Annotated in this window: 18 protein-coding genes; 9 read left to right on the top strand and 9 right to left on the bottom strand. The window is 72.5% G+C overall.

Annotation, left to right across the window (positions count from 1 at the left end):
* Nucleotides 1–7 precede the first annotated feature (7 nt).
* Together ACIOWN_RS27835 and ACIOWN_RS27840 are read left to right on the top strand one after the other, a co-directional pair.
* Complete coding sequence (locus ACIOWN_RS27835; RefSeq protein WP_362353824.1) at nt 8–808, top strand: SDR family oxidoreductase; 801 nt, start codon at nt 8–10, stop codon at nt 806–808.
* A gap of 68 nt (nt 809–876) precedes the next feature.
* Nucleotides 877–1,881 (top strand): Gfo/Idh/MocA family oxidoreductase, encoded by a 1,005-nt coding sequence (locus ACIOWN_RS27840; RefSeq protein ID WP_362353826.1) that lies wholly within the window; start codon nt 877–879, stop codon nt 1,879–1,881.
* Between the two features lie 22 nt (nt 1,882–1,903).
* Here the strand turns inward: ACIOWN_RS27840 and nhaA are convergent, their stop codons facing one another.
* From nhaA to ACIOWN_RS27880, 8 genes are all read right to left on the bottom strand, one after another.
* The gene (gene nhaA / locus ACIOWN_RS27845) at nt 1,904–3,781 is read right to left on the bottom strand and encodes a Na+/H+ antiporter NhaA (RefSeq protein WP_362353828.1); all 1,878 of its coding nucleotides are present in this window, start codon (nt 3,779–3,781) and stop codon (nt 1,904–1,906) included.
* Nucleotides 3,782–3,844: 63 nt separating this feature from the next.
* On the bottom strand, nt 3,845–5,092 hold the full coding sequence (locus ACIOWN_RS27850; RefSeq protein ID WP_362353830.1) for a serine hydrolase domain-containing protein: 1,248 nt from the start codon (nt 5,090–5,092) through the stop codon (nt 3,845–3,847).
* Nucleotides 5,093–6,191: 1,099 nt separating this feature from the next.
* The gene (locus ACIOWN_RS27855; RefSeq protein WP_362353832.1) at nt 6,192–6,797 is read right to left on the bottom strand and encodes a GPP34 family phosphoprotein; all 606 of its coding nucleotides are present in this window, start codon (nt 6,795–6,797) and stop codon (nt 6,192–6,194) included.
* A 107-nt stretch (nt 6,798–6,904) separates the two neighbouring features.
* Nucleotides 6,905–7,924 carry a Gfo/Idh/MocA family protein gene (locus ACIOWN_RS27860; protein WP_401983651.1) on the bottom strand — a complete coding sequence of 340 codons (1,020 nt, stop codon included), beginning with the start codon at nt 7,922–7,924 and terminating at the stop codon, nt 6,905–6,907.
* A 67-nt stretch (nt 7,925–7,991) separates the two neighbouring features.
* Nucleotides 7,992–8,894: a sugar phosphate isomerase/epimerase family protein gene (locus tag ACIOWN_RS27865; RefSeq protein WP_401983652.1), complete on the bottom strand. Its 903-nt coding sequence runs from the start codon at nt 8,892–8,894 to the stop codon at nt 7,992–7,994.
* Nucleotides 8,895–8,898: 4 nt separating this feature from the next.
* Nucleotides 8,899–9,816 (bottom strand): ATP-binding cassette domain-containing protein, encoded by a 918-nt coding sequence (locus ACIOWN_RS27870; RefSeq protein ID WP_362353836.1) that lies wholly within the window; start codon nt 9,814–9,816, stop codon nt 8,899–8,901.
* Between the two features lie 5 nt (nt 9,817–9,821).
* Complete coding sequence (locus ACIOWN_RS27875) at nt 9,822–10,892, bottom strand: ABC transporter permease (protein WP_362353959.1); 1,071 nt, start codon at nt 10,890–10,892, stop codon at nt 9,822–9,824.
* Between the two features lie 5 nt (nt 10,893–10,897).
* Nucleotides 10,898–11,920, bottom strand: coding sequence for a sugar ABC transporter substrate-binding protein (locus ACIOWN_RS27880; protein WP_362353838.1), 1,023 nt, complete (start codon nt 11,918–11,920; stop codon nt 10,898–10,900).
* 297 nt (nt 11,921–12,217) lie between these two features.
* Between ACIOWN_RS27880 and iolC the strand changes: the two genes are divergently transcribed.
* From iolC to ACIOWN_RS27905, 5 genes are all read left to right on the top strand, one after another.
* Complete coding sequence (gene iolC / locus ACIOWN_RS27885; RefSeq protein ID WP_401983654.1) at nt 12,218–13,189, top strand: 5-dehydro-2-deoxygluconokinase; 972 nt, start codon at nt 12,218–12,220, stop codon at nt 13,187–13,189.
* Between the two features lie 13 nt (nt 13,190–13,202).
* Nucleotides 13,203–14,081, top strand: a complete 879-nt coding sequence (locus ACIOWN_RS27890) for a deoxyribose-phosphate aldolase (protein WP_401983656.1) — start codon at nt 13,203–13,205, stop codon at nt 14,079–14,081.
* A gap of 76 nt (nt 14,082–14,157) precedes the next feature.
* Entirely contained in the window at nt 14,158–15,051 is an 894-nt protein-coding gene (gene iolB / locus ACIOWN_RS27895) for a 5-deoxy-glucuronate isomerase (protein WP_362353844.1), read from the top strand.
* A gap of 7 nt (nt 15,052–15,058) precedes the next feature.
* Entirely contained in the window at nt 15,059–16,942 is a 1,884-nt protein-coding gene (gene iolD / locus ACIOWN_RS27900) for a 3D-(3,5/4)-trihydroxycyclohexane-1,2-dione acylhydrolase (decyclizing) (RefSeq protein ID WP_362353846.1), read from the top strand.
* A 63-nt stretch (nt 16,943–17,005) separates the two neighbouring features.
* Nucleotides 17,006–17,791: a GntR family transcriptional regulator gene (locus tag ACIOWN_RS27905; RefSeq protein ID WP_401983658.1), complete on the top strand. Its 786-nt coding sequence runs from the start codon at nt 17,006–17,008 to the stop codon at nt 17,789–17,791.
* A gap of 46 nt (nt 17,792–17,837) precedes the next feature.
* On the opposite strand, the gene ACIOWN_RS27910 is transcribed toward ACIOWN_RS27905, so the two are convergent.
* The gene (locus ACIOWN_RS27910; RefSeq protein WP_401983660.1) at nt 17,838–18,314 is read right to left on the bottom strand and encodes an NUDIX hydrolase; all 477 of its coding nucleotides are present in this window, start codon (nt 18,312–18,314) and stop codon (nt 17,838–17,840) included.
* Nucleotides 18,315–18,522: 208 nt separating this feature from the next.
* Between ACIOWN_RS27910 and ACIOWN_RS27915 the strand changes: the two genes are divergently transcribed.
* Nucleotides 18,523–20,493: a SpoIIE family protein phosphatase gene (locus ACIOWN_RS27915; protein ID WP_362353851.1), complete on the top strand. Its 1,971-nt coding sequence runs from the start codon at nt 18,523–18,525 to the stop codon at nt 20,491–20,493.
* 312 nt (nt 20,494–20,805) lie between these two features.
* Complete coding sequence (gene betT / locus ACIOWN_RS27920; protein WP_401983662.1) at nt 20,806–23,082, top strand: choline BCCT transporter BetT; 2,277 nt, start codon at nt 20,806–20,808, stop codon at nt 23,080–23,082.
* Nucleotides 23,083–23,090: the final 8 nt, after the last annotated feature.

Genomic DNA, 23,090 nt, shown 5'->3' on the forward strand with positions numbered 1-23,090 from the left:
GACGGTCATGGGACTTCTCGACGGATCCGCGGACGGCCTGCTCCACGGCAAGGTCGTCCTCGTCAACGGCGGCAGCCAGGGCGTGGGGGCGGCGATCGCGCGGGCCGCCGTCCGCGAGGGCGCCGTCGTCGCCGTGACCGGGCGGCGGACCGAGCCGGGCGAGGCCCTTGTGGCGGAGCTGACGGCCGCCGGGGGCACCGCGACGTTCGTCCGGGCCGACCTGGCCGACGCCGGACAGGCCAAGGGGTCGGTGGCACGGGTGGTCTCCGCCTACGGGCGGATCGACTGCCTGGTGAACTCCGCGGGGCTGACCTCGCGCGGCACGCTCCTCGACACCACGCCCGAGCTGTTCGACGCGCACATCGCGGTCAACCTCAAGGGGCCGTTCTTCGCGATGCAGGCGGCGGTGGCCGACATGGTGGCGCGCGGGGCGCCCGGCACCGTCGTCAACATCATCACGTCCTCGGCGCACGGCGGGCAGCCGTTCCTGGCGCCGTACGTCGCCGCCAAGGCCGGTCTGGTGGGCCTCACCCGCAACGCCGCGCACGCCCACCGCCACGACCGGGTGCGGATCAACGGACTGAACATCGGCTGGACCGCGACCGAGGGCGAGGACGCCACCCAGCGCGCCTTCCACGGCGCCGGCGACGACTGGCGCGAGCGGGCCGCGGAGCGGCTGCCGATGGGCAGGCTCGGTCAGCCGGACGAGATCGCCGACTTCGTGGTCCTGCTGCTGTCCGAGCGGTCCGGGGTGGTCACCGGTTCGGTGATCGACTGGGACCAGAACGTGCTCGGCGGACTGGACTGAGCCGGACTGGACCGACGCACTGCCGCACCACCACGCACAACCCACGCACCCAAGGAGCACCAGCCCCCATGCGCATCGGAATCCTCGGCCTCGGCCGGATCGGCGCCTTCCACGCCGAGACCCTCTCCGGACTCGACGCGGTCGAGTCACTCGTCGTCGCCGACCCGTTCACGGACGCCGCGAAGGCCGCCGCCGAGCGGTTCGGGGCCGAGGTGGCCGACTCGCCCGAGGCGATGCTGGCCGCCGGGGTGGACGGTGTCGTCGTGGCCGCGGCGACCGACGCCCACCCGGCGCTGATCCTCGCCGCCGTCGACGCAGGGGTCCCCGTCTTCTGCGAGAAGCCGGTGGCCCGCACCATGGCGGAGGGCGTCGAGGTCCTCACGGCCGTCCAGGACGGCGGCGTGCCCGTGCAGATCGGCTACAACCGCCGCTTCGACGCCGGTTTCGCCGCGGCCCGCGCCGCCGTGCTCAGCGGCGAGCTCGGCAAGCTGCACACCGTACGCTCGACCACGCTCGACCCGGCGCCGCCGCCGGCCTCGTACATCGCCTCCTCCGGCGGGATCTTCCGGGACTGCTCGGTGCACGACTTCGACATCATCCGCTGGGTGACCGGGCGGGAGGTGACCGAGGTGTACGCCGTCGGCGGCAACCGGGGCGCCGGCTACATCAGGGAGGCGGGCGACGCCGACACCACCGGTGCCGTGCTCACGCTGGACGACGGAACGATCGCGGTGGTCTCCAACAGCCGCCACAACGCCCGCGGTTACGACGTCCGCATGGAGCTGCACGGCTTCGAGGACTCGATCGCCGTCGGCCTGGACGACAAGCTGCCGGTGCGCTCCGTCGAACCCGGGGTGACCTTCCCCGCCGGCACCCCGCACGACTTCTTCATGGACCGATTCACCGCCGCCTACCGCGCCGAACTCACCGCGTTCACGGAGGTCGTGGCCGGCCGGCTGCCCTCCCCCTGCACGGTCGCGGACGCCCTGGAGGCCGGCTGGATCGCCGAGGCGTGCACCCTGTCCCTCCACGAACACCGTCCGGTGCGCGTCGAGGAGGTACGAACCGTCTGACCCGCCGGGCCGCGACGCGGCCTCAGGACTGCGGGCCCGTGCTCGTCAGGGCCGCGCGTTCCCGGGCGGCGCGTACGGCCGCCGCAAGGGTGGTGATGTCGTAGGCACCGTGGTGGCGGCGGCCGTTGACGAAGAAGGTCGGGGTGCCGGAGACGGCGCTGAGGTCGGCCGACTCCACGTCGTCGGCCACCCGTTGCGCGCCCGCCCGCGCCCGCAGGTCCCGGCGGAAGCGGTCCATGTCGAGGCCGACCTGTGCGGCGTGGCTCAGGAGGTCCTTGGGGCTCAGGTCGCCCTGGTGGCCGATCAGGACGTCGTGCATCTGCCAGAAGCGGCCCTGGCGGGCGGCGGCCTCCGCGGCCTCGGCGGCGAGCTGCGCGTTCGGGTGGACGTCGGTCAGCGGCAGGTGCCGCCAGACGTAGCGCACGTCGTCGCCGAATTCGGTGAGCAGCTCCCGCACGACCGGCTCGGCGAGTCCGCAGTACGGGCACTCGTAGTCGCCGTACTCGACCAGCGTCACCGGGGCGTCGAGCGGCCCGCGGACGTGGTCGCGCCCGGGGTCGACGGGCTCGCCGAGGTCGACGATGACCCGGCCGCGGCCCAGCAGCGCGCGGGCCCGGCTGCGCGGGGGCAGCAGGGACAGGGCCCCGGTCACCAGCCAGGTGAGGGCGAAGGAGCACACGACGGTCGCCAGAATGCCGATCTTCGCCTCCTCAAGGCGGGGCCCGCGGAAGGCGAGCGTGGCGATCAGCAGGGACACGGTGAAGCCCACCCCGGCCAGACCGCCGCCCGCGGCGATCGCGCCCCAGCCGATCGGCGGGCGCAGCCGACCGCGGCTGAGCCGTACGGCGAGCCAGGTGGAGCCGGCGACGCCGATCGGCTTGCCGAGGACGTACCCGAGCAGGATGCCGAGGGTGACGGGCGAGGTGAAGGCGTCCGCGAGCCGGGCCGCGCCGAGCGGGAGACCGGCGTTGGCCAGCGCGAACAGCGGCACGATCAGATAGCTGGTCCACGGGTGGAGCATGCGCTGGAACCGCTCGTTGGGCGACAGCGTGGTGGCCAGACCCCGGCGCAGGGTGCGTTCCAGTTCGGGTGTGGGCTGCTCGCGGAAGCGGCGGAAGAGCCGGCTGGCGCGTTCCAGGGCGTGCCGCTGGGCGGGGTGGGCGTAGGTGAGCAGGCCCATGACCAGCCCGCTGACCACCGGATCGACGCCGGAGCGCAGCAGCGCGCCCCACAGGACCAGGGCGACCAGCGCGTACGCGGCGGAGATCCGTACGCCGGCCAGGCGCAGCGCGATCAGCACGGCCAGGACGCCGAAGGCGGTGAGCAGGGCGGGCACGTAGAGGGTGCCGCTGTAGGCGAAGGCGATGACGGCGAGCGCGAGGAAGTCGTCGGCGACCGTGACGCCGAGCAGGAAGACGCGCAGGCCACCGGGCAGCCGGGAGCCGAAGACGGCGAGGATGCCGAGCGCGAACGCCGTGTCCGTGGACATGGCCGCGCCCCATCCCCGCGCGGTGGCGTGGCCCGCGTTGACGGCCAGGTAGATCGCCACGGGTACGGCCATGCCGCTGATCCCGGCGATCGCCGAGAGGGCGAGGCGTCTGCGCTCTCTCAGCTCCCCGATGTCGAACTCCCGGCGGGCCTCGAGGCCGACGACGAAGAAGAACAGCGCCATCAGCCCGCTGTTGATCCACTCCCGCAGTCCCAGGGAGACGCCGGTCGAGCCGATCATGAGCGAGACGTGGGTGCGCCAGAACGACTCGTACGTGCCGGGCGAGGCGTTGGCCCACACCAGCGCCGCGACGGCGGCGGCGAGCAGCACCGCGGCGCTGCCGGTCTCGGTGCGCAGGAAGGTGCCCAGCGGGCCGTGCGCGCCGGCGCCGCAGGCGGTCTGCCCGCTCATGGGCGGCGGCGCCGTCGGTGTGGTCGGGTCCCGGGACACGTCGTCAGTCCGTGGGGCGGCCGGTCACCGGACGGCCGCCCGGGTCGGCAGGTCGAAGACGTGCCCGGGGGTGACGATCTTCGTGATCGCCCGGCCGAGCAGGGTGCTGGGCTCGGTCCCGTGCTCGTCGATGTCGCTGTTCAGCAGGACGACGAGGGTCGTGCGCGCCGCGGGGAGGTGGACGGTGAGGGACTCGTAGCCCGGCAGGGAGCCGTTGTGGCCGATCCAGCCGCGCACGTCGAAGATGCCGAGGCCGTATCCGGCGCCGGGGGCGGAGGTCGGGTGTGTGGTGAGCCGCTGTTGCTGGGAGGCGGGGCTGATGAGCCTGGTGCCGTCGGGCAGGGCGCCCGTGGCGACGGTGCGCGCCCAGACGCGCAGGTCGTCGAGGTTGGAGACCATCGCCCCGGCCGCCCAGGCCCAGGAGGGGTTCCAGTCGGCCGCGTCCCGCACCTCGCCGTTCGCGGTCCGGTTCGTGCGGCCCTGCGCGTGGGGGCGCGGGAACCGCGCCCCGGCCGGGAAGAAGGTCTGGTCGAGTCCGGCCGGGCGCAGTACGTGGGTGGCGAGGTAGTCCGCGAGGGGCCGGCCGCCGGCCTTCTCGACGACCAGGCCGAGGAGGATGAGGTTGGTGTTGCTGTAGTCGAACTTCCGGCCCGGCGGGAAGAGCGGGGGGTGCTTGAAGGCGTGGGCGAGCAGTTCGTGCGGGGTGACGGACCGGTGCGGGTCGGAGGCCAGCGCCTTGCGGAAGCCCGCGTCCGCCCTGTAGTCGAACAGTCCGCTGCGCATGCCGGCGAGCTGTCGCAGGGTGATCCCGTTCCCGTTCGGCACGTCGGCGACGTACTTGCCGACGGGGTCGTCCAGGCGCACCTTGTGCCGGTCCACGAGGTGCAGCAGGGCCGTCACGGTGAAGGTCTTGGTCTCGCCGCCGATCCGCATGTACAGGTCGGGCGACATCTTCCGCCCGGTACTCCTGTCGGCGACGCCGAAGGACTTGACGTACTCGCCCTCGTCCGGTGTCCACAGTCCCACGGTCACTCCGGGCACGCCCGCCTGCCGCATGACGCGCAGCACGGCCTGGTCGAGCTGCCGGACCACGTCGGGGCTCAGTCTGCGCACTCCGGTGTTCGACATGCCCGCAGGCGCGGTTGCCGTGACCGCGCCGGGGTGGGCGGCGGGTCCGGCGGAGGCGGTCCCGCCGGCGAGGGGCACCACGAGCACTCCGACGGCGGTCGCGGTGACGACAGCCCGTCGCAGTCGTGGACACACGTGGGTCATGCGCCGGCTCCAAGCGCCTGGGAACGGGCCCGCGGCCGTCCCGGACGAGCGGGGGACGAAGGACACCGCCCAAACTTCCACGGCGACCCACGCCGCCCCTCAGCTTAAAAGCGCCGACGCGACCCCGCCTGCCGACGCCGGACGCGGCCGCGCCTGTCGACGACGGGGCACGGCACCGCCCTGCGGGACGCCCCGGCACACCGCCCTACGGGCGACCGAGCGCGAAAGCGCCTGCCGGCGACGCAGTTCGACACCACCCGGCGGGCATCCGGACGCAGCACCACGTGTCGGCGGCACGGCACGGTGACGGTCTACGGCCGACCGGGCGCGACAACGCCTCCCGGCGACACGGTCCCGACACCACCCGGCGGGCATGCGGACACAGCACCGCGCATCGGCGGCACGGCACGGTGACGGTCTACCGCCGACCGGGCGCCACAGCGCCTGTCCGCGACACGGCGCGACACCACCCTCCGGGCGACCGGGCGCGGCACCACGCGTCAGCGGCACGGCACGGTGACGGTCTACGGCCGACCGGGCGAGAACCGCCCTTCGGGCGACCCGGGCGCGACAGCGCCTGCCGGCGACACGGCGCGACACCACCCTGCGGGCATCCGGACACAGACCGCCACCGCGTCGGCACGACGCGACACCGCCCAGGGGCCGACCGGGCGCCACAGCGCCTGTCCGCGACGCGGCGGGACACCGCCCTCCGGACGCCCGGCGCGACAACGCCTCCCGGCGACACGGCGCGACACCACCCTGCGGGCATCCGGACGCAGCACCGCGCGTCGGCGGCACGACGCGGTGACGGTTAGCGGGCAACGGGCGAGAACCGCCCCCCGGGCGACCCGGCGCGACAGCGCCTCCCGGCGACACGGCGCGACACCACCCTGCGGGCATCCGGACACGGCACCGCGCGTCGGCGGCACGACGCGGTGACGGTTAGCGGGCAACGGGCGAGGCACCGCCCTTCGGGCGCCCCGGCGCGACAGCGCCTGCCGGCGAGGCGGCGCGACACCACCCGGTGGGTGTCCGGGCACGGCGGCGCGGTGGCGGTCTGCGGGTGACGGGCGAGGCACCGACCGGTGGCGGTCGGCTACGCGCCGCGCCAGACGTTGGCGAAGGCCGCGCCCTCGATGGCTCGGCGCTGGCGGACGGCCTCCAGTTCCATCACGGCGTCGTGGACGGCGGCGAGGACGGTGAGGACGGCGTCGTCGGTGATGCCCGGCTCCGCCGCGGACATCTCGTCGCGGATGCCGACGGCCGCCGCGAGTGTGAGCAGCACCGGCTCGTCGGCCGCCCAGCGGTAGGCCGCGCGCCGCCGTGCCCCGGTGTCGCTGAGGACCGTGCGGCCGCCCCGGAACGGCAGCCAGCGGCTGCGTTCCCAGGTGACCTGGCCCTCCTGTTCCAGGGCGGTCAGATAGGCCCCGGCCAGACCGCGCCCGCGCCGCCAGAGCCAGTCCTCCAGGGTCTCGTACGGCACCTGGCGCACCAGCGACGAGGCGGCCTCGGCCAGCAGCGGGTCGCCGACCTGTGGCAGGAGCCGCGGCACGATCCGGTCGCCGTCCAGCTCCAGCAGCTCGGCCCGCAGCAGGTCGTACGCCTCGGCGCCGGCCAGCGCCAGGGAGAGGTCCCCGCGCTCGGGCGGCCGGCTGGGTTCCACGTCCAGGGCGACGATCATCAGGTCACGCGCTGTGCTCATTACGCTCCCCGTCGAGGAGGTGCCCGCCCCTGCGCCATCGGCACGCAGAACGCGACGTTCCGTGCTTCCCGTACGCCCCGACTGTAGCGCGGGGCGTACGGCGGGTGTCATCCGTACAGGGACGGACGTTCGGGCAGCTCCACCTCCACCCGGCCGCCCTCGGTCAGGGAGCGGACGCCCGCCGCGCAGACCGCGGCCGCGGCGAGGCCGTCCCAGACGCTGGGGCCAGTGGGCGTGCCGTGGCGGACGGAGTCGACCCAGGTCTGCACCTCGCGGTCGTAGGCGTCCTCGAAGCGTTCGAGGTAGTCCTGGGCGATGGTGCCGCCCCAGCGGCCGTCCGCCTGGGTGACCATGGCGTGGCCGTCGCCGACGTGCGCCGTGCCGCGCTCGCAGACGGCCTCGGCCCGCACCTGGTAGCCGAAGCCGCAGTTGACGAAGACCTCCACGTCGGCGATGGCACCGCCGTCCGTTTCGAGGACGACGAACTGCGGGTCCTGGAGGCCGGCGGGGGCGTCGCCGGACGGGGCGGGACGCAGGACGGTCACCGCGGTGATCTCCTGGCCGAGCAGCCAGCGGGTCGCGTCCACCTCGTGCGCGAGCGAGTCGCTGATGAGCAGGTCGCTGGTCCAGCCGGGCGGGGAGGTCACGTTGCGGTGGCGCTGGTGCAGCAGCAGCGGGCGGCCCAGCCGGCCGGTCCGCAGGAGCTGTTCGAGCCGGACGTACTCGGCGTCGTAGCGCCGCATGAAGCCCACCTGGACGCGCCGCCGGCCGAGCCGCCGCTCGGCGTCGAGTACGCGCAGGGCGGAGGCCGGGTCGGGGGTGAGGGGTTTCTCGCACAGGACGGGCAGGTCGTGGGCGAGGGCGGCGAGCAGGGCCGCCTCGTGGGCCGGGCCCGGCGAGGCCACGAGCACCGCGTCGACGTCGGCGGCGGCCAGCGCGGCGGCCGGGTCGGTGTACGCGGCGCAGCCGCCGGCGCGGGCCGCGACGGCCTCGGCGCGTTCCGCGTCGGCGTCCACGACGGCGCTCACCCGGGCGCCGCTGACGACCTCCCGGATCCGGCGCACATGGTCGGCGCCCATGCGGCCGACGCCGATGACGGCGACGTTCAGAGTCGATGACCGGGCCATCGTCGTACCTCTCCTCGGCGTCCGGAAGTCGTCCTTTCCAGGGAGCCTGGTGTCTTTCCCGGCGGGGTCAGGCGCCGCAGGACCGCAGGAACCGGCGTGTGCGCACCGCGATGGGCAGCGGCGTGTCCGGCTCGCACGGGTACATGTCCTGCTCGACGATCGCGAAGAGGTCCACGCCGAGCCCCTGCGCTGCCGTCAGGACCGGTTCAAGGGCCGGTACTCCGGCCGGCGGCTCGCACATCACGCCCCGCTGGACCGCCGGCCCGAACGGCACCTCGTGCGCCACCACGTCGGCGAGGATCTCCGGGTCGACCTGCTTGAGGTGCAGGTAGCCGATGCGCTCGCCGTAGGTCTCGATCAGCTTGACGCTGTCGCCGCCGCAGTAGGCGTAGTGCCCGGTGTCCAGGCAGAGGTTGACGAGACCGGAGTCGGTGGAGTCGAGGAAGCGTTCGACGTGGGCCTCGGTGTCGATGTGGGTGTCGGCGTGCGGGTGGACGACGATGTCGAGGCCGTACGTCTCCCTGACCTGGCGGCCGAGCCGTTCCATGCCCCGGGTCAGGTGCGTCCACTGCTCGCCGGTCAGCTCCGGCGGCTCCAGGATCTCGGCGGTCTTGTCGTCGCGCCAGAACGAGGGGATGACGACGAGGTGGCGTGCTCCGGTGGCCCGGGTGAGTTCGGCGACCTGGCTGACGTGCTCCCAGGTGGACTCCCACACCGACGGGCCGCGGTGCAGGCCGGTGAAGACGGTGCCCGCCGAGACCTTCAGGTCGCGCCTGGCCACCTCGTCGTTGAGCCGGGCCGGGTCGGTCGGCAGGTAGCCGTAGGGACCGAGTTCGATCCAGGAGTAGCCGGCCTCGGCCACCTCGTCGAGGAAGCGTTCCCAGGGCACCTGCGCGGGGTCGTCGGGGAACCAGACGCCCCAGGAGTCGGGGGCGGAGCCGACCCGGATGCGGTCCAGCACGGGGGCCATGTCATCAGTTCCCTTCGGTGGGTTCCGGTGCGGACGCGGTGGGCGCGGCGAGGACGTCCGCCTCCGGGAGCTCCTCGGTGTCGACACCGCGGACCTGCGACAGCTCGTGCTTGAGGGCGGCGAGTTCGGTGCCGCCCGCCATGTGGTGGGTCAGCTCGTCCAGGCCGACCTCGCTGCGGCCCGCGCTGAGTTCGAGGGTGCCCAGGCGCAGCACGCTGAAGTGGTCGCCGACCATGTAGGCGTGGTGGGGGTTGTGGGTGATGAAGATGACGCCGAGGCCGCGGTCGCGGGCGGCGGCGATGTACTTCAGCACGACACCGGACTGCTTGACGCCGAGGGCGGCGGTGGGCTCGTCCAGGATGAGGACGCGGGCGCCGAAGTGGACGGCGCGGGCGATGGCGACGCACTGGCGCTGGCCGCCGGAGAGCGTTCCGATGGGCTGTTCCAGGTCGTCCAGGACGATGCCCATGTTGCGCAGTTCCTCGTCCGCGGTCCGCTTCATCCGGGCGATGTCGAGGCGGCGTACGGGCCAGGGCCCCTTGGTCAGCTCGGAGCCCAGGAAGAAGTTCCGCCACACGGGCATGAGCGGGACGGTCGCCAGGTCCTGGTAGACGGTGGCGATGCCCCGGGCGAGGGCGTCGCGCGGGCTGGAGAAGCGCACCGGCGCTCCGTCGACGAGGAACTCGCCCTCGGTGTGCTGGTGCAGCCCGGAGATGATCTTGATGAGGGTGGACTTGCCGGCGCCGTTGTCCCCGAGCACGCAGGTGACGCGCCCGGGGCGGACGGCGAGGTCGACGCCGTGCAGGGCGCGGATGTTGCCGTAGGACTTGCCGGCGCCGCGCAGTTCGACGACGGGCCCGTCGTGCGCGGGCGGGGTGTCGGGGAGGACGGCTCCGTGGGCCGCCGCCTTGTCGCTGGTCATGTCGGTCACCTCCGGGTCGCCGTGCGCCGGACCCACAGATTGATGAGGACGGCGCCGAGCAGCATCACGCCGAGGAAGGCCTTGAACCAGTCGGGGTTCCAGCCCGCGTAGACGATGCCCTGGTTCACCATGCCGAACATGAAGGCGCCGAAGACGGGGCCGACGGCGGAGCCGTAGCCGCCGGTGAGCAGGCAGCCGCCGATCACGGCGGCGGCGATGTAGATGAGCTCCTGGCCGACGCCCTCGCCGGACTGCACGGTGTTGAACGAGAACAGCTGGTGCATGCCCGCGAACCAGGCGCCGAAGCCGACCAGCATGAACAGGGTGATCTTGGTGAAGGTGACGGGCACGCCGACCGCGCGGGCACTGTCCTTGTTGCCGCCGACCGCGAAGATCCAGTTGCCGTACTTGGTGCGCAGCAGGACCCAGGTGGCCAGTGCGGCGAAGACCAGCCACCACACCACGGTGATCTTCACCTGGACGCCGCCGACGTCGAAGGACGAGGCGAAGACGGCCTTGGCCTGCTCGAAGCCGTCCATGTCGCTGATGTCGTCGGTGGCCACGTTGCCGGTGACCAGTTTGGTCACGGCGAGGTTGACTCCCTGGAGGATCAGGAAGGTGCCGAGGGTGACCAGGAAGCTCGGCAGGCCGGTCTTGACCAGCAGCCAGCCGTTGAAGGCGCCGACGCCCAGGGACACCGCCAGGGCGACGATCACCCCCGCCCACACGTTCATGGTGAGCTGGTAGCTGAGCATGCTCGCGGTGAGCGCCGAGGTGATCACGGCGACACCTGAGGAGAGGTCGAACTCCCCGCCGATCATCAGCAGGGCCACCGGCAGGGCCATGATGCCGATGGTCGACGACTGGTACAGGACCGTCGCCATGGAGCCGCCCTGGCGGACCGAGGGGGCGGCGACGAGGAAGAACACGAGCACGGCGACGGCGCCGAGGAAGACCCCGACCTCCGGGCGGGCCAGCAGCCGCAGCGCCAGCGGGCGCCTTACGGTGCGGCCGTCGGTCTGCCGGGAGCCGGGAGCCGGCGGTGCGCCCACCGCCGGCGCGGCCTTTGAGGACATGTCACTCACCGGGTGCCCTTCGCGGCGAACCCCGCGATCTGCTCGACGTTGGACTTGTCGACGAAGGCCGGTCCGGTGAGCACCGGCTGCTCACCGCCGCCGCTGTAGTTGCCGTTGTTCTTGTACAGCCACAGGCCGTCCACGGCCAGGTAGCCCTGGAGGTAGGGCTGCTGGTCGACGGCGAACTCGATGTCGCCCTTCTTGACGGAGCCGGCCAGCTCCTTGTTGAGGTCGAAGGTGGCGACCTTGGCCTTGCTGCCCGCGTCGCCCACCGACTGCACCGCGGTCATCGCGACCGGGGCACCGAGGGTGACGACGTGGTCGACGGAGCCGTTCTGCTTGAGCTTGGCGGTGATGGTGGACTTGACCGACGGCATGTCCGCGCCGTTGACGTAGAGGTTCTCGATGGAGCCCTGGAAGGTCTTCTTCACGCCGTCGCAGCGCTGGGTCAGGCCGACGTTGCCCTGCTCGTGGATCACGCAGACGGCCTTCTTGGCGCCGACCTCGTTCAGCTTCTTGCCGAACGCCTCGCCCGCCACCGACTCGTCCTGGCCGAAGAACTCCAGCAGGTTGAGCTTCTTCCAGTCGTTCAGGCCGGAGTTGAGTCCGACCACGGGTATGCCCGCCTGCTCGGCCTTGGCCAGCACGCCCCGCATCGCGTCCGGCTTGGCGAGGGTGACGGCGATGCCGTCGACCTTCTGGTCGATCGCGTTCTGGACGAGGTTGGCCTGGCTGCCGGCGCTCGGGTCGGCGGAGTAGACGAGCTTGATGTTGTCCTTGGCGGCGGCCGCCTCCGCGCCCTTGCGGACGATGTCCCAGAAGGTGTCACCCGGCGCCTGGTGGGTGACCAGCGCGACCGTCATCCGGGGCGTGTTGGCCTTGCCCGCGGCGCCGCTGCCGCCGTCCCCGCCGTCCTCGGCCTTCTTTCCGCCCGAGCTGCTGGAGCAGCCGGCGAGGGCCAGGGCCGCCATCGCGGTCACGGCCACAAGGGGGGCGACTCCGCGGAAGCGGCGAGAAGAGCGGTCCATCTTTCCTGCACCTCACTGTGGCTGGGGAAAAGCTCGGGTCGAACTCTGGGAACTCTTGGAACTCGTTGAAAACCAGGGGAAGTCAGCGTTGGGACCGGATCCAATCCCGTGGCGGGCCCGCTGTCAATACTTTGTCAAGACATCTGTTCTACGACCTAGTCCGAATGTAAGAACAAAGCCTTGACAGTGCGGCCCTCCGGGTCCTACATCTGGGAGGGCGGCAGGCCCCGGGCTCCGCGTCCCCGTCACAGGGACCCCCGGGATCCGCACCCCAGCCCAGCTCGAGGAGCGTCGCGCATGGCAGAGCCCGCTGAGTCCGCCCAGGCCTTCGACCTGATCACCATGGGACGCATCGGAGTCGATCTCTACCCCCTGCAGTCCGGCGTACCCCTGGCGCGCGTGGAGACCTTCGGCAAGTACCTCGGCGGTTCCGCGGCCAACGTGGCCGTCGCCGCGGCCCGGCTCGGCCGCTCCACCGCGGTGATCACCCGCACCGGCGACGACCCGTTCGGCGCGTATCTGCACGAGGCGCTGAAGGGCTTCGGCGTCGACGACCGCTGGGTCACGCCGGTCGCCGCGTACCCGACCCCGGTGACCTTCTGCGAGATCTTCCCGCCGGACGACTTCCCCCTGTACTTCTACCGCCGGCCCAAGGCGCCCGACCTGGAGATCCACACCGGCGAACTGGACCTCCCGGCCGTCCGCGCGGCCCGGATCTTCTGGGTCACCGGCACCGGGCTGAGCGAGGAGCCGAGCCGCTCCGCCACGCTCGCCGCCCTGGCCGCGCGCGACAAGGCGGGCACCACCGTCTTCGACCTCGACTGGCGCCCTATGTTCTGGCCGGATCCCGTCCAGGCCCGCCGGCATTACGCCGAGGCACTGCGGCACGCCACCGTGGCGGTCGGCAACATCGACGAGTGCGAGATCGCCACCGGCGTACGCAAGCCGGAGGCGTGCGCCGAGGCACTGCTTGCGGCCGGTGTGGAACTGGCCGTCGTCAAGCAGGGCCCCAAGGGCGTCCTCGCGGTGCACCGGGACGGCAGCCGGGCCGAGGTCCCGCCGGTACCCGTCGAGGTCGTCAACGGCCTCGGCGCGGGCGACGCGTTCGGCGGCTCGCTCTGCCACGGACTGCTGTCCGGCTGGGACCTGACGACGACCATGCGGTACGCCAACGCGGCCGGCGCCCTCGTCGCCTCCCGCCTCGCCTGCTCCTCCGCGATGCCCACCCGTGCGGAGGTCGACGACCTCCTCGCGCGAGCCACTGCCTGAACGGAGCCTCCTCTTGAGCCTCAGCATCCCCGACCTGACCGCGGTCCGCGCCCGGCACCCCGAGGCCGTAGCGGAGGCCGCCGCGCGCCGGGTGCGCCGCCCGCTGATCGGCGACAGCGGCCGGCTGATGATCGTGGCGGCCGACCACCCCGCGCGCGGCTCGCTCGGCGTCGGCGGCCGCGGACTCGCCATGGCCAACCGGGCCGAACTGCTCGAACGCCTGTGCGTCGCACTGTCACGGCCCGGTGTCGACGGGGTACTCGCCACCGCCGACGTCCTGGAGGACCTGCTGCTGCTCGGAGTGCTCGACGGCAAGGTCGTCATGGGCTCGATGAACCGGGGCGGCCTGTCCGGCGCCTCCTTCGAGATGGACGACCGCTTCACCGGGCACCGCCCCCGCGACATCGCCCGGTTCCGCTTCGACGCGGGCAAGCTGCTGCTGCGCGTCGACTACGACGACCCCGGCTCACTGAGCACCATGGAGTCCACCGCGCGGGCCGTCGACGAGATGGCGGAGCTGCGCCTGCCCGTCTTCGTGGAGCCGTTCATCGCGCGCCGCTCCGGCGGCAGGGTCGCCAACGACCTGTCCGCCGAGGCCGTCACCCGCTCCATCGCCATAGCGTCCGGCCTGGGCGGCACCTCCGCCTACACCTGGCTGAAACTGCCCGTCACCGAGGACCCGGACGACATGGCCGAGGTCCTGCGGACCTCCACGCTCCCGGCCGTGCTGCTCGGCGGCGAGATCGGCGACGACCAGGAGGGCGCCTACGAGCGCTGGCGCAAGGCGCTCAGGCTCCCCACCGTGCAGGGCATGGTCGTCGGCCGGTCGCTGCTGTACCCGGCCACGGGCAGTGTGGAGGACGCGGTCGACACGGCGGTGAGCCTGCTGTGACCGGTACCTGCCGAAGCGGTCCCGCCCCTTCTCGTCCGTAACCCGCCGCGCTCCAGCCGCGACAAGGAGGCATTTCGTGACCAGCCCGTACCACCTCCCCGCCGGAAAGGCCGTCAGTGGGCCCTACGCGGTGGACGTGAGCCCGGAGTCCGCCGGCTGGGGCCACTCCAGTCTGCGCGTCCTGGAACTGCCGCCGGGCGGCTCGCAGACCTTCGACACCGGCGACAGCGAGTGGATCGTGCTGCCGCTCGCCGGTGGCTGCACGGTCGTGGCCGACGGCGACCTCGGCAGTGACACGTTCCAACTCACCGGCCGTGACAACGTGTTCAGCGGCGTGAGCGACTTCGCGTACGTACCGCGCGACGCCCGCGCGACCGTCACGTCCACCGGCGGCGGACGGTTCGCGCTCACCGGCGCCCGCTGCACCCGGCGCCTGCCCGCCCGCTACGGTCCGGCCTCCGGCGTACCGGTGGAGCTGCGCGGCACCGGCAACTGCTCCCGCCAGGTCAACAACTTCGGCGCGGCCGGCGTCTTCGAGTGCGACAGGCTGATCGCCGTGGAGGTGATCACCCCCGGCGGCAACTGGTCCTCCTTCCCGCCGCACAAGCACGACGAGCACCGGCCGGGCGAGGAGTCGGTCCTGGAGGAGGTCTACTACTTCGAGTTCGCCGGCCACGACGGCACCCCCGGCCTCGGCTACCAGCGGGTCTCCCCGTCCGGTCCCGGCCGGGAGACGGACGTGCTGGCCGAGGTGCGCGGCGGTGACGTGGTCCTGATCCCGGACGGCTGGCACGGGCCGTCGATGGCCGTGCCCGGCCACCACATGTACTACCTCAACGTCATGGCCGGCCCGGACGACGAGCGCGCCTGGCTGATCTGCGACCACCCCGACCACGCGTGGATCCGCGGCACCTGGCCCGGACAGCCCGTCGACCCCCGCCTGCCCCTGTACACCGCCCCTTCCCCGTGAGGTCACGATGAGCCACTCCACGATCCGCCTCACCGCGGCCCAGGCCCTGGTGCGGTTCCTCGCCGTCCAGTACACCGAGCGGGACGGCGTACGGCACCGGCTGATCGCCGGCACCTGGGGCATCTTCGGCCACGGCAACGTGGCCGGTCTCGGGCAGGCGCTGATGGAGGCCGGCGAGGACGTCATGCCGTACCACCAGGGCCGCAACGAGCAGGCCATGGTGCACGCGGCGGTCGGGTACGCCCGGCAGCGCGGCCGGCTGTCCACCCAGGCGGTCACGACGTCCATCGGCCCCGGCGCCACCAACCTCGTCACGGGTGCTGCCCTGGCCACGATCAACCGTCTCCCGGTGCTCCTGCTCCCCGGCGACTACTTCGCCTCGCACGCCGCCGACCCACTGCTCCAGCAGCTGGAGCACCCCGTCGAGGCGGACGTGTCGGTCAACGACTGCCTGCGCCCCGTCTCCCGCTGGTTCGACCGGATCACCCGGCCCGAGGCCCTGATCCCCTCCGCCCTGAACGCCATGCGGGTGCTCACCGACCCGGCCGAGACCGGGGCGGTCACCCTCGCCCTGCCGCAGGACGTGCAGGCGGAGGCCTTCGACTGGCCCGAGGAGTTCTTCGCCGAGCGGGTGTGGCGGGTCCGGCGTCCCGCCCCGGACCCGGCCGAACTCGCCGACGCCGTACGGGCCGTGCGCGCCGCCCGGCGCCCGCTGGTCGTCGCGGGCGGCGGCGTCCACCACAGCGGCGCCGAGGACGCGCTGAAGGCGTTCGCCGAGGCCACCGGCATCCCGGTCGCCTCCACCCAGGCGGGCAAGGGCTCGCTGCGCCACGACCACCCGGCCGACCTCGGCGGCATCGGCCACACCGGCACGGCCGTCAGTGACGACCTGGCCCGCACCGCGGACCTCGTCATCGGCGTCGGCACCCGCTACACCGACTTCACCACCGCCTCCGGGACGCTCTTCCAGAACCCGGAGGTCCGTTTCGTCAACCTCAACGTGACCGCGTTCGACGCCCACAAGCTGGCGGCCACCACCCTCGTCTGCGACGCGCGCACCGGTCTCACGGCGCTCACGGAGGCACTGTCCGGACACCGGGTGGACGCCGCGTACGAGGCCGGGTACCGCGCCGGCAAGGAGCGCTGGGAGCGGGTGGTCGAGGCGGCGTTCGGCGTCGGCGACGACAGTGCCGTGCCGACCCAGAGCCAGGTGCTGGGCGCCCTGGACGCGGTCGTGGGCGACGACGACGTGGTGATCAACGCGGCCGGCTCCCTCCCGGGTGACCTGCACAAACTGTGGCGGGCCCGCTCTCCGCGCCAGTACCACCTGGAGTACGGCTACTCCTGCATGGGCTACGAGATCCCGGCCGCGATCGGCGTGCAGCAGGCCGCCCCGGACACCCCGGTGTGGGCGCTGGTCGGCGACGGCACCTATCTGATGATGCCGACGGAGATCGTCACCGCCGTCCAGGAGGGCCTGCCCGTCAACGTGGTGCTGGTCCAGAACCACGGGTACGCCTCCATCGGCGGGCTGTCGGAGTCGGTGGGCGCCGAGCGCTACGGAACCGCCTACCGCTACCGCGCCGCCGACGGCTCCTTCACCGGGGCTCCCCTCCCCGTGGACCTCGCCGCCAACGCCGCCAGCCTCGGCATGGAGGTGCTGCGCGCCAAGACGGTCGGCGAGCTGCGCGGGGCGCTCGGCGCGGCCCGTGCCTCCGACCGCCCGACGTGCGTCTACGTCGAGACCGACGTCGAGCGTTCCGCCCCGGCCGCTCCCCCGGCCGAGGCCTGGTGGGACGTGCCGGTGGCCGAGGTGGCAGCGCGCGAGCCCGCCGTCCGGGCCCGCGCGCGCTACGACCGCGAGGCGGCCGCCCGCCGCCGTCATCTGTGACCGTCCCGGCCGGGGCCGCACGCGCCCGTGTCCCAGCAGACCCGACCCGAAGGGGGTGACGCCGTGGCGACGACCGGTGACCGGTCCCGTCCCGGGACCGTCTGCGCGCTCGACTCCCTGGACTTCGCCCTGGACCGGGGCAGTCCGGTGCCGCTGTACCACCAGTTCGCCCAGCAGCTGGAGGCCGCGATCGAACGCGGGCTCCTCATCCCGGGGAACCTCCTCGGCAACGAGATCGACCTGTCCACGCGGCTGGGCCTGTCCCGCCCCACGGTCCGCCAGGCCATCCAGTCCCTGGTCGACAAGGGCCTGCTGGTACGGCGGCGCGGGGTGGGCACCCAGGTGGTGCACAGCCGGGTCAAACGCCCCCTGGAGCTGAGCAGCCTCTACGACGACCTGGAGACGGCCGGGCAGGCCCCCACCACGCGCGTACTGCGCAACGAGCGGGTGCCCGCGACCGCCGAGGTGGCCGCGGCGCTCGGCCTCGCGGAGGGCGCCGAGGTGACGGCGCTGGAACGGCTTCGGTTCACGCACGGCCGGCCGGTGGCGTACCTGCGCAACCACCTGCCGGCGGCCCTGCTCGAACCGGCCACCGCCCGGCTGGAGTCGACGGGCCTGTACCGGGTGATGCGCTCGGCTGGCATCACCCTGCACAGCGCCCGCCAGACCATCGGCGCCCGCACGGCCACCACCGAGGAGGCGCCCCTCCTCGACGAACGCCCGGGCGCCGCCCTGCTCACCATGCAGCGCACGGCCTACGACGACACGGGCCGAGCGGTCGAGTTCGCCCACCACGTCTACCGCGCGTCCCGCTACACCTTCGACTTCGAACTGCTGGTGAGATCGTGAGGGGCCGCGGCCACGGGTCGCGGGGGCGGGCCAGGTCCGTCGGTATTCAGACGTAGCCGAGATCGACCGGTCGGACCGGCGCCCCACCTCTCCGTACGTCGGCGAGCAGTGCGGGCAGTTGGGGCGGCCACAGCGGCTCGGTGTCACCGGACAGTCCCTCCGGCGACCACCAGCGCCACCGGAGGATCTTGTCCGCGGCATGCGAGGCGGCGAGATCACCGACCGGGTCCCGGCGGGGGCCGTGCGCGAGAAAGACGTGCTCGTGCTGGCGAACGGGAACACCGGCCCGGGTGAAGTCGTGCTCCCAGAGGCACAGCAGGGTGCCGTCCAACTCGATGTCGGTCCACCCGGTCTCTTCGCGCAACTCGCGCTCGACGGCCTGCAGCGGTGTCTCGCCCGGTTCCATCCCGCCGCCGGGCATCGCCCAGTGGACACCGACTTCGTCATTGTCATACCGGAACATGAAGACCGACCCGGTCGGATCGAGGACCGCGACTCTGGCTGCTCGTCTGGGGACCCGCATCGGATCATCCTGCCAGGGCGGCACGATCGACGCATAGAAATGATCAAAGGGGCTGCCCGAAGGGCACGAGGCACCCTTCCGGGATGCCGGTGACCCGTGCGGGCGAGTTGAATGGAAGGCAGGCCACCACAACGCCCCGGGGGTGAGACAGACGAGTGCGAGCCCTGTGTCCGACGTCGCCGGGCGACTGCCGAGCGACGGAGCGGCAATGGTGCTGGACGACCACGGGACCATGCGGGCGTGCACGCCCGCAGCCGAGGAACTGCTCGGCGCGGGGGCCGGGGAGCTGATCGGCGAGCCGTTCGCCGACCTGCTCGCCGAGCCCTGCGAGGGGCTGCTCCCTCCCGGCGGCCCGGCGACGCTGCGCCACCGCGGCGGCCGGGCCGTCGAGGTCCGGCTGGAGGTGCTGCCACTGAACGGCGGTCCCCGGGCTCTCTGCCTGATCTGGGCGGTACCGGTGACGACGGCCGCGAACCGGGAGCAGGCGGAGCGCGGACTGGCTCTCCTGCGCGGGGCGGAGAATCTGCTGCTGGGTTCGCTGGACATCGTCCGTACCGCCGAGGGGCTCGCCAGGGTGCTGGTGCCGGAGTACGCCGATCTGGCGGCGGTGGATCTCGCGGAGGCGGCCCTGGTGGGCGAGGAGCCCGGTGACTACTCGCTCGGCGCTCCGCTGCGGCGGGTCGCGGTGGCCGCCGGGAGTGGCGCCTGGCCGGCCGAGCTGCTCCCGGCCGGGGCCTCGCTGCGAGCCCGGGAGCAGGAGAAGGAGCTCGTCTACCGTGGCTCCGCGCTGGCCGTGCCGGACCTGTCCGAGCTGCGGATCGCGCTGGCGGACGACACCGAGGGACGCCGCCGGGTACTGCCCGACGCCGCGGAGTCCCTGTTGCTGATGCCGCTGCGGGCTCGCGGGCTGCTGCTGGGAGCAGTGGTGCTGTGGCGCCGCGGTGACCGGACCCGTTTCGACCAGGAGGACGTGGAGCTGGGCTCGCGGATCGGCTCCCGGGCCGCGATCAGCCTGGACAACGCACGGCGCTACGCTCGCGAGCACCGTATCGCGGAGGCCCTGCAGCGCAGTCTGCTGCCGCAGGCGGTCGTCGAGGTGAGCGCGGCGGACACGGCCGGCTCCTACGTACCGGCCGGCACCACGACGGGCATCGGCGGGACCTGGTTCGACGTGATCCCGCTGTCCTCCTGCCGGGTCGCCTTCGTCGTGGGCGACGTGACGGGGCACGGCGTGGAGGCAGCCGCCGCGATGGGACGGCTGCGGACGGCGGTGCAGACCCTCTCCGACATGGACCTGCCGCCCGAGGAACTGCTGGCCCACCTCGACGACCTGGTCGTCCGGCTGTCGGCGGCGGAGGCCGCCTCTCCGGGGTCGGATCGCGGGCAGGGAACCGTCCTGGGGTCCACATGCGTGTACGCGGTGTACGACCCGATCGCGGGGGTGTGCACGATCGCCAGTGCGGGCCACCCGCCGCCGGTGCTGTCCGTCCCCGGGCGGCCGGGGGCCGACTTCGCGGCGGTCAGGCCGGGGCGGTCGCTCGGGGTGGGCGGTCTGCTCTTCGAACCGGCGGAGTTGCCGATGGAGCCGGGCGCGCTGCTCGCCTTCTGCACCGGCAAGCTGCTGGCGAACGGCGGGGACGGCACCGAAAAGCGGCTGTGGCAACTCCGCGAGCAGGTGGACGCCGCCGTGCAGGAGGACCGGCCACCGGCGGAGACCGGACGCACCGTGCTGCGGCATCTGCTGCCCGAGGCGCCCGACCATGACGTGGCCCTGCTGATGGCCCGGCTGCACGTCCTGCCCCCGGACTGCAGCGCCACCTGGGAGCTCCCGGCCGATCCGGAGGCGGTGGGCCGGGCCCGGGAGATGGTGACGGCACAGCTGGAAACCTGGCAGCTGCGGGAACTGGCGTTCACCACCGAGCTGATCGCCAGTGAGCTGGTGACCAACTCCATCCGGTACGCGGGCGGCCCCGTGGGCCTGCGGCTGATCAAGGACCAGGTGCTGACCTGCGAGGTCTCCGACCCGAGCCAGACCCAGCCCAGGCTGCGCCGGGCCCGGCTGACCGACGAAGGCGGCCGCGGACTGTTCCTGATCGCCCAGTTGTCGCAACGCTGGGGAAGCCGCTACACCCACCACGGCAAGACCATCTGGACCGAACAGCCACTGCCCGCCGGCTGACGCGCCGGCGAACGGCGGGTCCCACGGCGGGAGCCCGCGAAGACGGCTCCACGGTGAGAAAAGGCACACCGCGCCCGCCGGATGCGAAGCCGATCGGCACCACGAAAGCCCAGGTGGAACGCACATCTGAGACCTCCGCCGAACCCGAAGCGGTGCACGGAGATCACTTCGTTAGGCGTTCTAACATTAATGACAGGCCCCACGACAGGGTGCCCCCTGTGCATGGCCTCCCCATTCCGCCGGGTCGAGGCCGCCGGGTGTCTGCGCACGCCGACGCCCGACCGAACTCGTCTCCGACAGGAGGAGGACCGTATGCCCGAAGCCGCAGACACGTCCCGCCCCGGGGGCGAGCCGCCGAAGGCCCCCATCGAACGCCGCCACCTCGGCGGCACCGAACGGCGGCGCCACGGCCAGGAGGCCGAAAACCGTCCTCCCGTTTCCCGCCAGGAACTCAGCAAGGCCCCCGCGGAGCTCATCGAGGAGCCCGGCCCCAGGGTCAACTGGCGCGTCTTCCTCATCGCCTCGGCCGTGATCGTCGCCTTCTCCCTCTGGGCGATGCTCGTGCCCGCGCACGCCTCCGGCACCATGCAGACCATGGTGGCCTGGATCTCGGAGAACCTCGGCTGGTTCTACGTCCTGACCGTCACCGTGGTGATCGTGTTCGTCCTCTGGGTCGCGCTGTCCAAGGAGGGCTCCGTCCGGCTCGGTCCCGACCACTCCCGGCCGCAGTACAAGCTCTTCACCTGGATGGCCATGCTGTTCGCCGCCGGCGTGGGCATCGACATGCTCTTCTACTCCGTCACCGGGCCCATCACCCAGTACATGGCCCCGCCGACGGGCGAGGGCCGGACAGGCGCGGCCGCCCAGGACGCCGTGGTCTGGACCATGTTCCACTACGGCGTGGCCGGCTGGTCCATGTACTCGCTGCTCGGCATGGCCATGGGCTACTTCGCCTACCGCTGGGGCATGCCGCTGTCCATCCGGGCCGCCCTGTACCCCCTGCTCGGCAAGCGCGTACGCGGCCGGATCGGCGACACGATCGACATCGTCACCCTGGTCGGCACCGTCTTCGGCGTCGCCACCTCGATGGGCATCGGCGTCGTGCTGCTGGACGTCGGCTTCGCCTCGCTGTTCGGCCTCCAGGAGGGCCTGTCCCTGCAGATCGCGCTGGTCGTCGCGGCCGTGATCATGACCATCGCCGCCTGCACCTCGGGCGTGAACAAGGGGATCCGGCTGATCTCCGAGCTGAACATCTGGAGCGCGGCGGCCATGCTGCTCTACATCCTGGTGACCGGCAAGTCGGCGTTCCTGCTCAACGCGCTGGTGGAGAACATCGGCCGGTTCGTCTTCTCGCTGCCGGACCGAACCCTGCAGACCTTCGCCTACCAGGACGGGGGCTCCAAGTGGATGGGCGGCTGGACCCTGTTCTTCTGGGCGTTCTGGCTGGCCTGGGGTCCGTTCGTGGGCCTGTTCCTCGCCCGTATCTCCCGCGGCCGGACGCTGCGCGAGTTCGTCATCGCCGCCATCACCGCCCCGGTGCTCTGCGACTTCCTGATCGTGAGCATCTTCGGCAACAGCGCCATGTACCAGGTCATGCACGGGAACACGAAGTTCGCCCAGCTGGCCATGCACAGCCCGGAGGAGGGCTGGTACGCGCTGCTGAAGATGTTCCCCGGCGCCGGCTTCCTCATCGGCCTCGGCACGCTGTCCGGATTGCTGTTCTATCTCACCAGCGCCAACTCCGGCGCCATGGTGATGTCCAACTTCTCCTCCTCGATCCCCAACCCGTCGCAGGACGGGGCGAAGTGGCTGCGCGTCTTCTGGGCAGTGCTCACCGCGGTGCTGACCATCGCGATGCTGGTGGCCGGCGGGGTCACCACCATGGAGTACGCGACGCTCATTTTCGCCCTTCCGGTGACGGTCATCGCCTGGCTGGTGATGGCCTCGTTCTCCAAGGTCCTGCGCATGGAGCGGGCCGAGCGCGAGGGCCGGGTCCTGCGCCGGCAGTCGACGGCGGCACACGGCGGCCACGTGCCCGAGCGCACCTGGCGCCAGCGGCTGGAGCGGATGCGCTCCTACCCCTCGAAGAAGCAGGTGGCCCAGTTCATGGAGCGCACCGTGCAACCGGCGCTGGCCGACGTGGTCCGCGAATTCGGGAAGCAGGGCCACCAGGCCACGCTGGACCAGGTCCCCGACGAGCACACCGGCGTCTCCGGCCACGCGCTGGTCGTCGCGATCCCCGGGCACCGCGACTTCCACTACCAGGTGCAGGCCGTCGAGGCCCCGGTGCCGATGTTCGGCGGACGCATGTCCAGCCAGACGGACGTCTACTACCGGGTCGAGGTGTTCACCCAGACCGGCTCCGAGGGCTACGACCTCATGGGCCTGTCCCACCAGCAGGTGATCGACGACGTCCTGGACCGCTACGAGGCGCACCTGGGCTTCCTCGCCTACTCCGCCGAGCACGACTACGCCTCGGTGCTCACGCCGCCGGTCGCGACCGCCGCGGGCACCATCCCGGTGGTGGAGCCCGCGGAACCGCAGGACGACTCCGGTGCGGAGACAGTGGGCAGCGGGCCGAAGGCGTAGGCGCCGTT

This window comes from Streptomyces sp. NPDC087787 (assembly GCF_044743035.1).
Classification (GTDB): Bacteria; Actinomycetota; Actinomycetes; order Streptomycetales; family Streptomycetaceae; genus Streptomyces.

Coding starts and splice junctions, on each gene's coding strand:
- iolD (WP_362353846.1), top strand. CDS start 15,059: ATGAGCCACTCCACGATCCGCCTCACCGCGGCCCAGGCCCTGGTGCGG.
- ACIOWN_RS27915 (WP_362353851.1), top strand. CDS start 18,523: ATGGTGCTGGACGACCACGGGACCATGCGGGCGTGCACGCCCGCAGCC.
- ACIOWN_RS27850 (WP_362353830.1), bottom strand. CDS start 5,092: ATGACCCACGTGTGTCCACGACTGCGACGGGCTGTCGTCACCGCGACC.
- ACIOWN_RS27880 (WP_362353838.1), bottom strand. CDS start 11,920: ATGGACCGCTCTTCTCGCCGCTTCCGCGGAGTCGCCCCCCTTGTGGCC.
- nhaA (WP_362353828.1), bottom strand. CDS start 3,781: ATGAGCGGGCAGACCGCCTGCGGCGCCGGCGCGCACGGCCCGCTGGGC.
- ACIOWN_RS27855 (WP_362353832.1), bottom strand. CDS start 6,797: ATGAGCACAGCGCGTGACCTGATGATCGTCGCCCTGGACGTGGAACCC.
- ACIOWN_RS27875 (WP_362353959.1), bottom strand. CDS start 10,892: ATGTCCTCAAAGGCCGCGCCGGCGGTGGGCGCACCGCCGGCTCCCGGC.
- ACIOWN_RS27910 (WP_401983660.1), bottom strand. CDS start 18,314: ATGCGGGTCCCCAGACGAGCAGCCAGAGTCGCGGTCCTCGATCCGACC.
- ACIOWN_RS27860 (WP_401983651.1), bottom strand. CDS start 7,924: ATGGCCCGGTCATCGACTCTGAACGTCGCCGTCATCGGCGTCGGCCGC.
- betT (WP_401983662.1), top strand. CDS start 20,806: ATGCCCGAAGCCGCAGACACGTCCCGCCCCGGGGGCGAGCCGCCGAAG.
- ACIOWN_RS27835 (WP_362353824.1), top strand. CDS start 8: ATGGGACTTCTCGACGGATCCGCGGACGGCCTGCTCCACGGCAAGGTC.
- ACIOWN_RS27865 (WP_401983652.1), bottom strand. CDS start 8,894: ATGGCCCCCGTGCTGGACCGCATCCGGGTCGGCTCCGCCCCCGACTCC.
- ACIOWN_RS27870 (WP_362353836.1), bottom strand. CDS start 9,816: ATGACCAGCGACAAGGCGGCGGCCCACGGAGCCGTCCTCCCCGACACC.
- ACIOWN_RS27840 (WP_362353826.1), top strand. CDS start 877: ATGCGCATCGGAATCCTCGGCCTCGGCCGGATCGGCGCCTTCCACGCC.
- iolC (WP_401983654.1), top strand. CDS start 12,218: ATGGCAGAGCCCGCTGAGTCCGCCCAGGCCTTCGACCTGATCACCATG.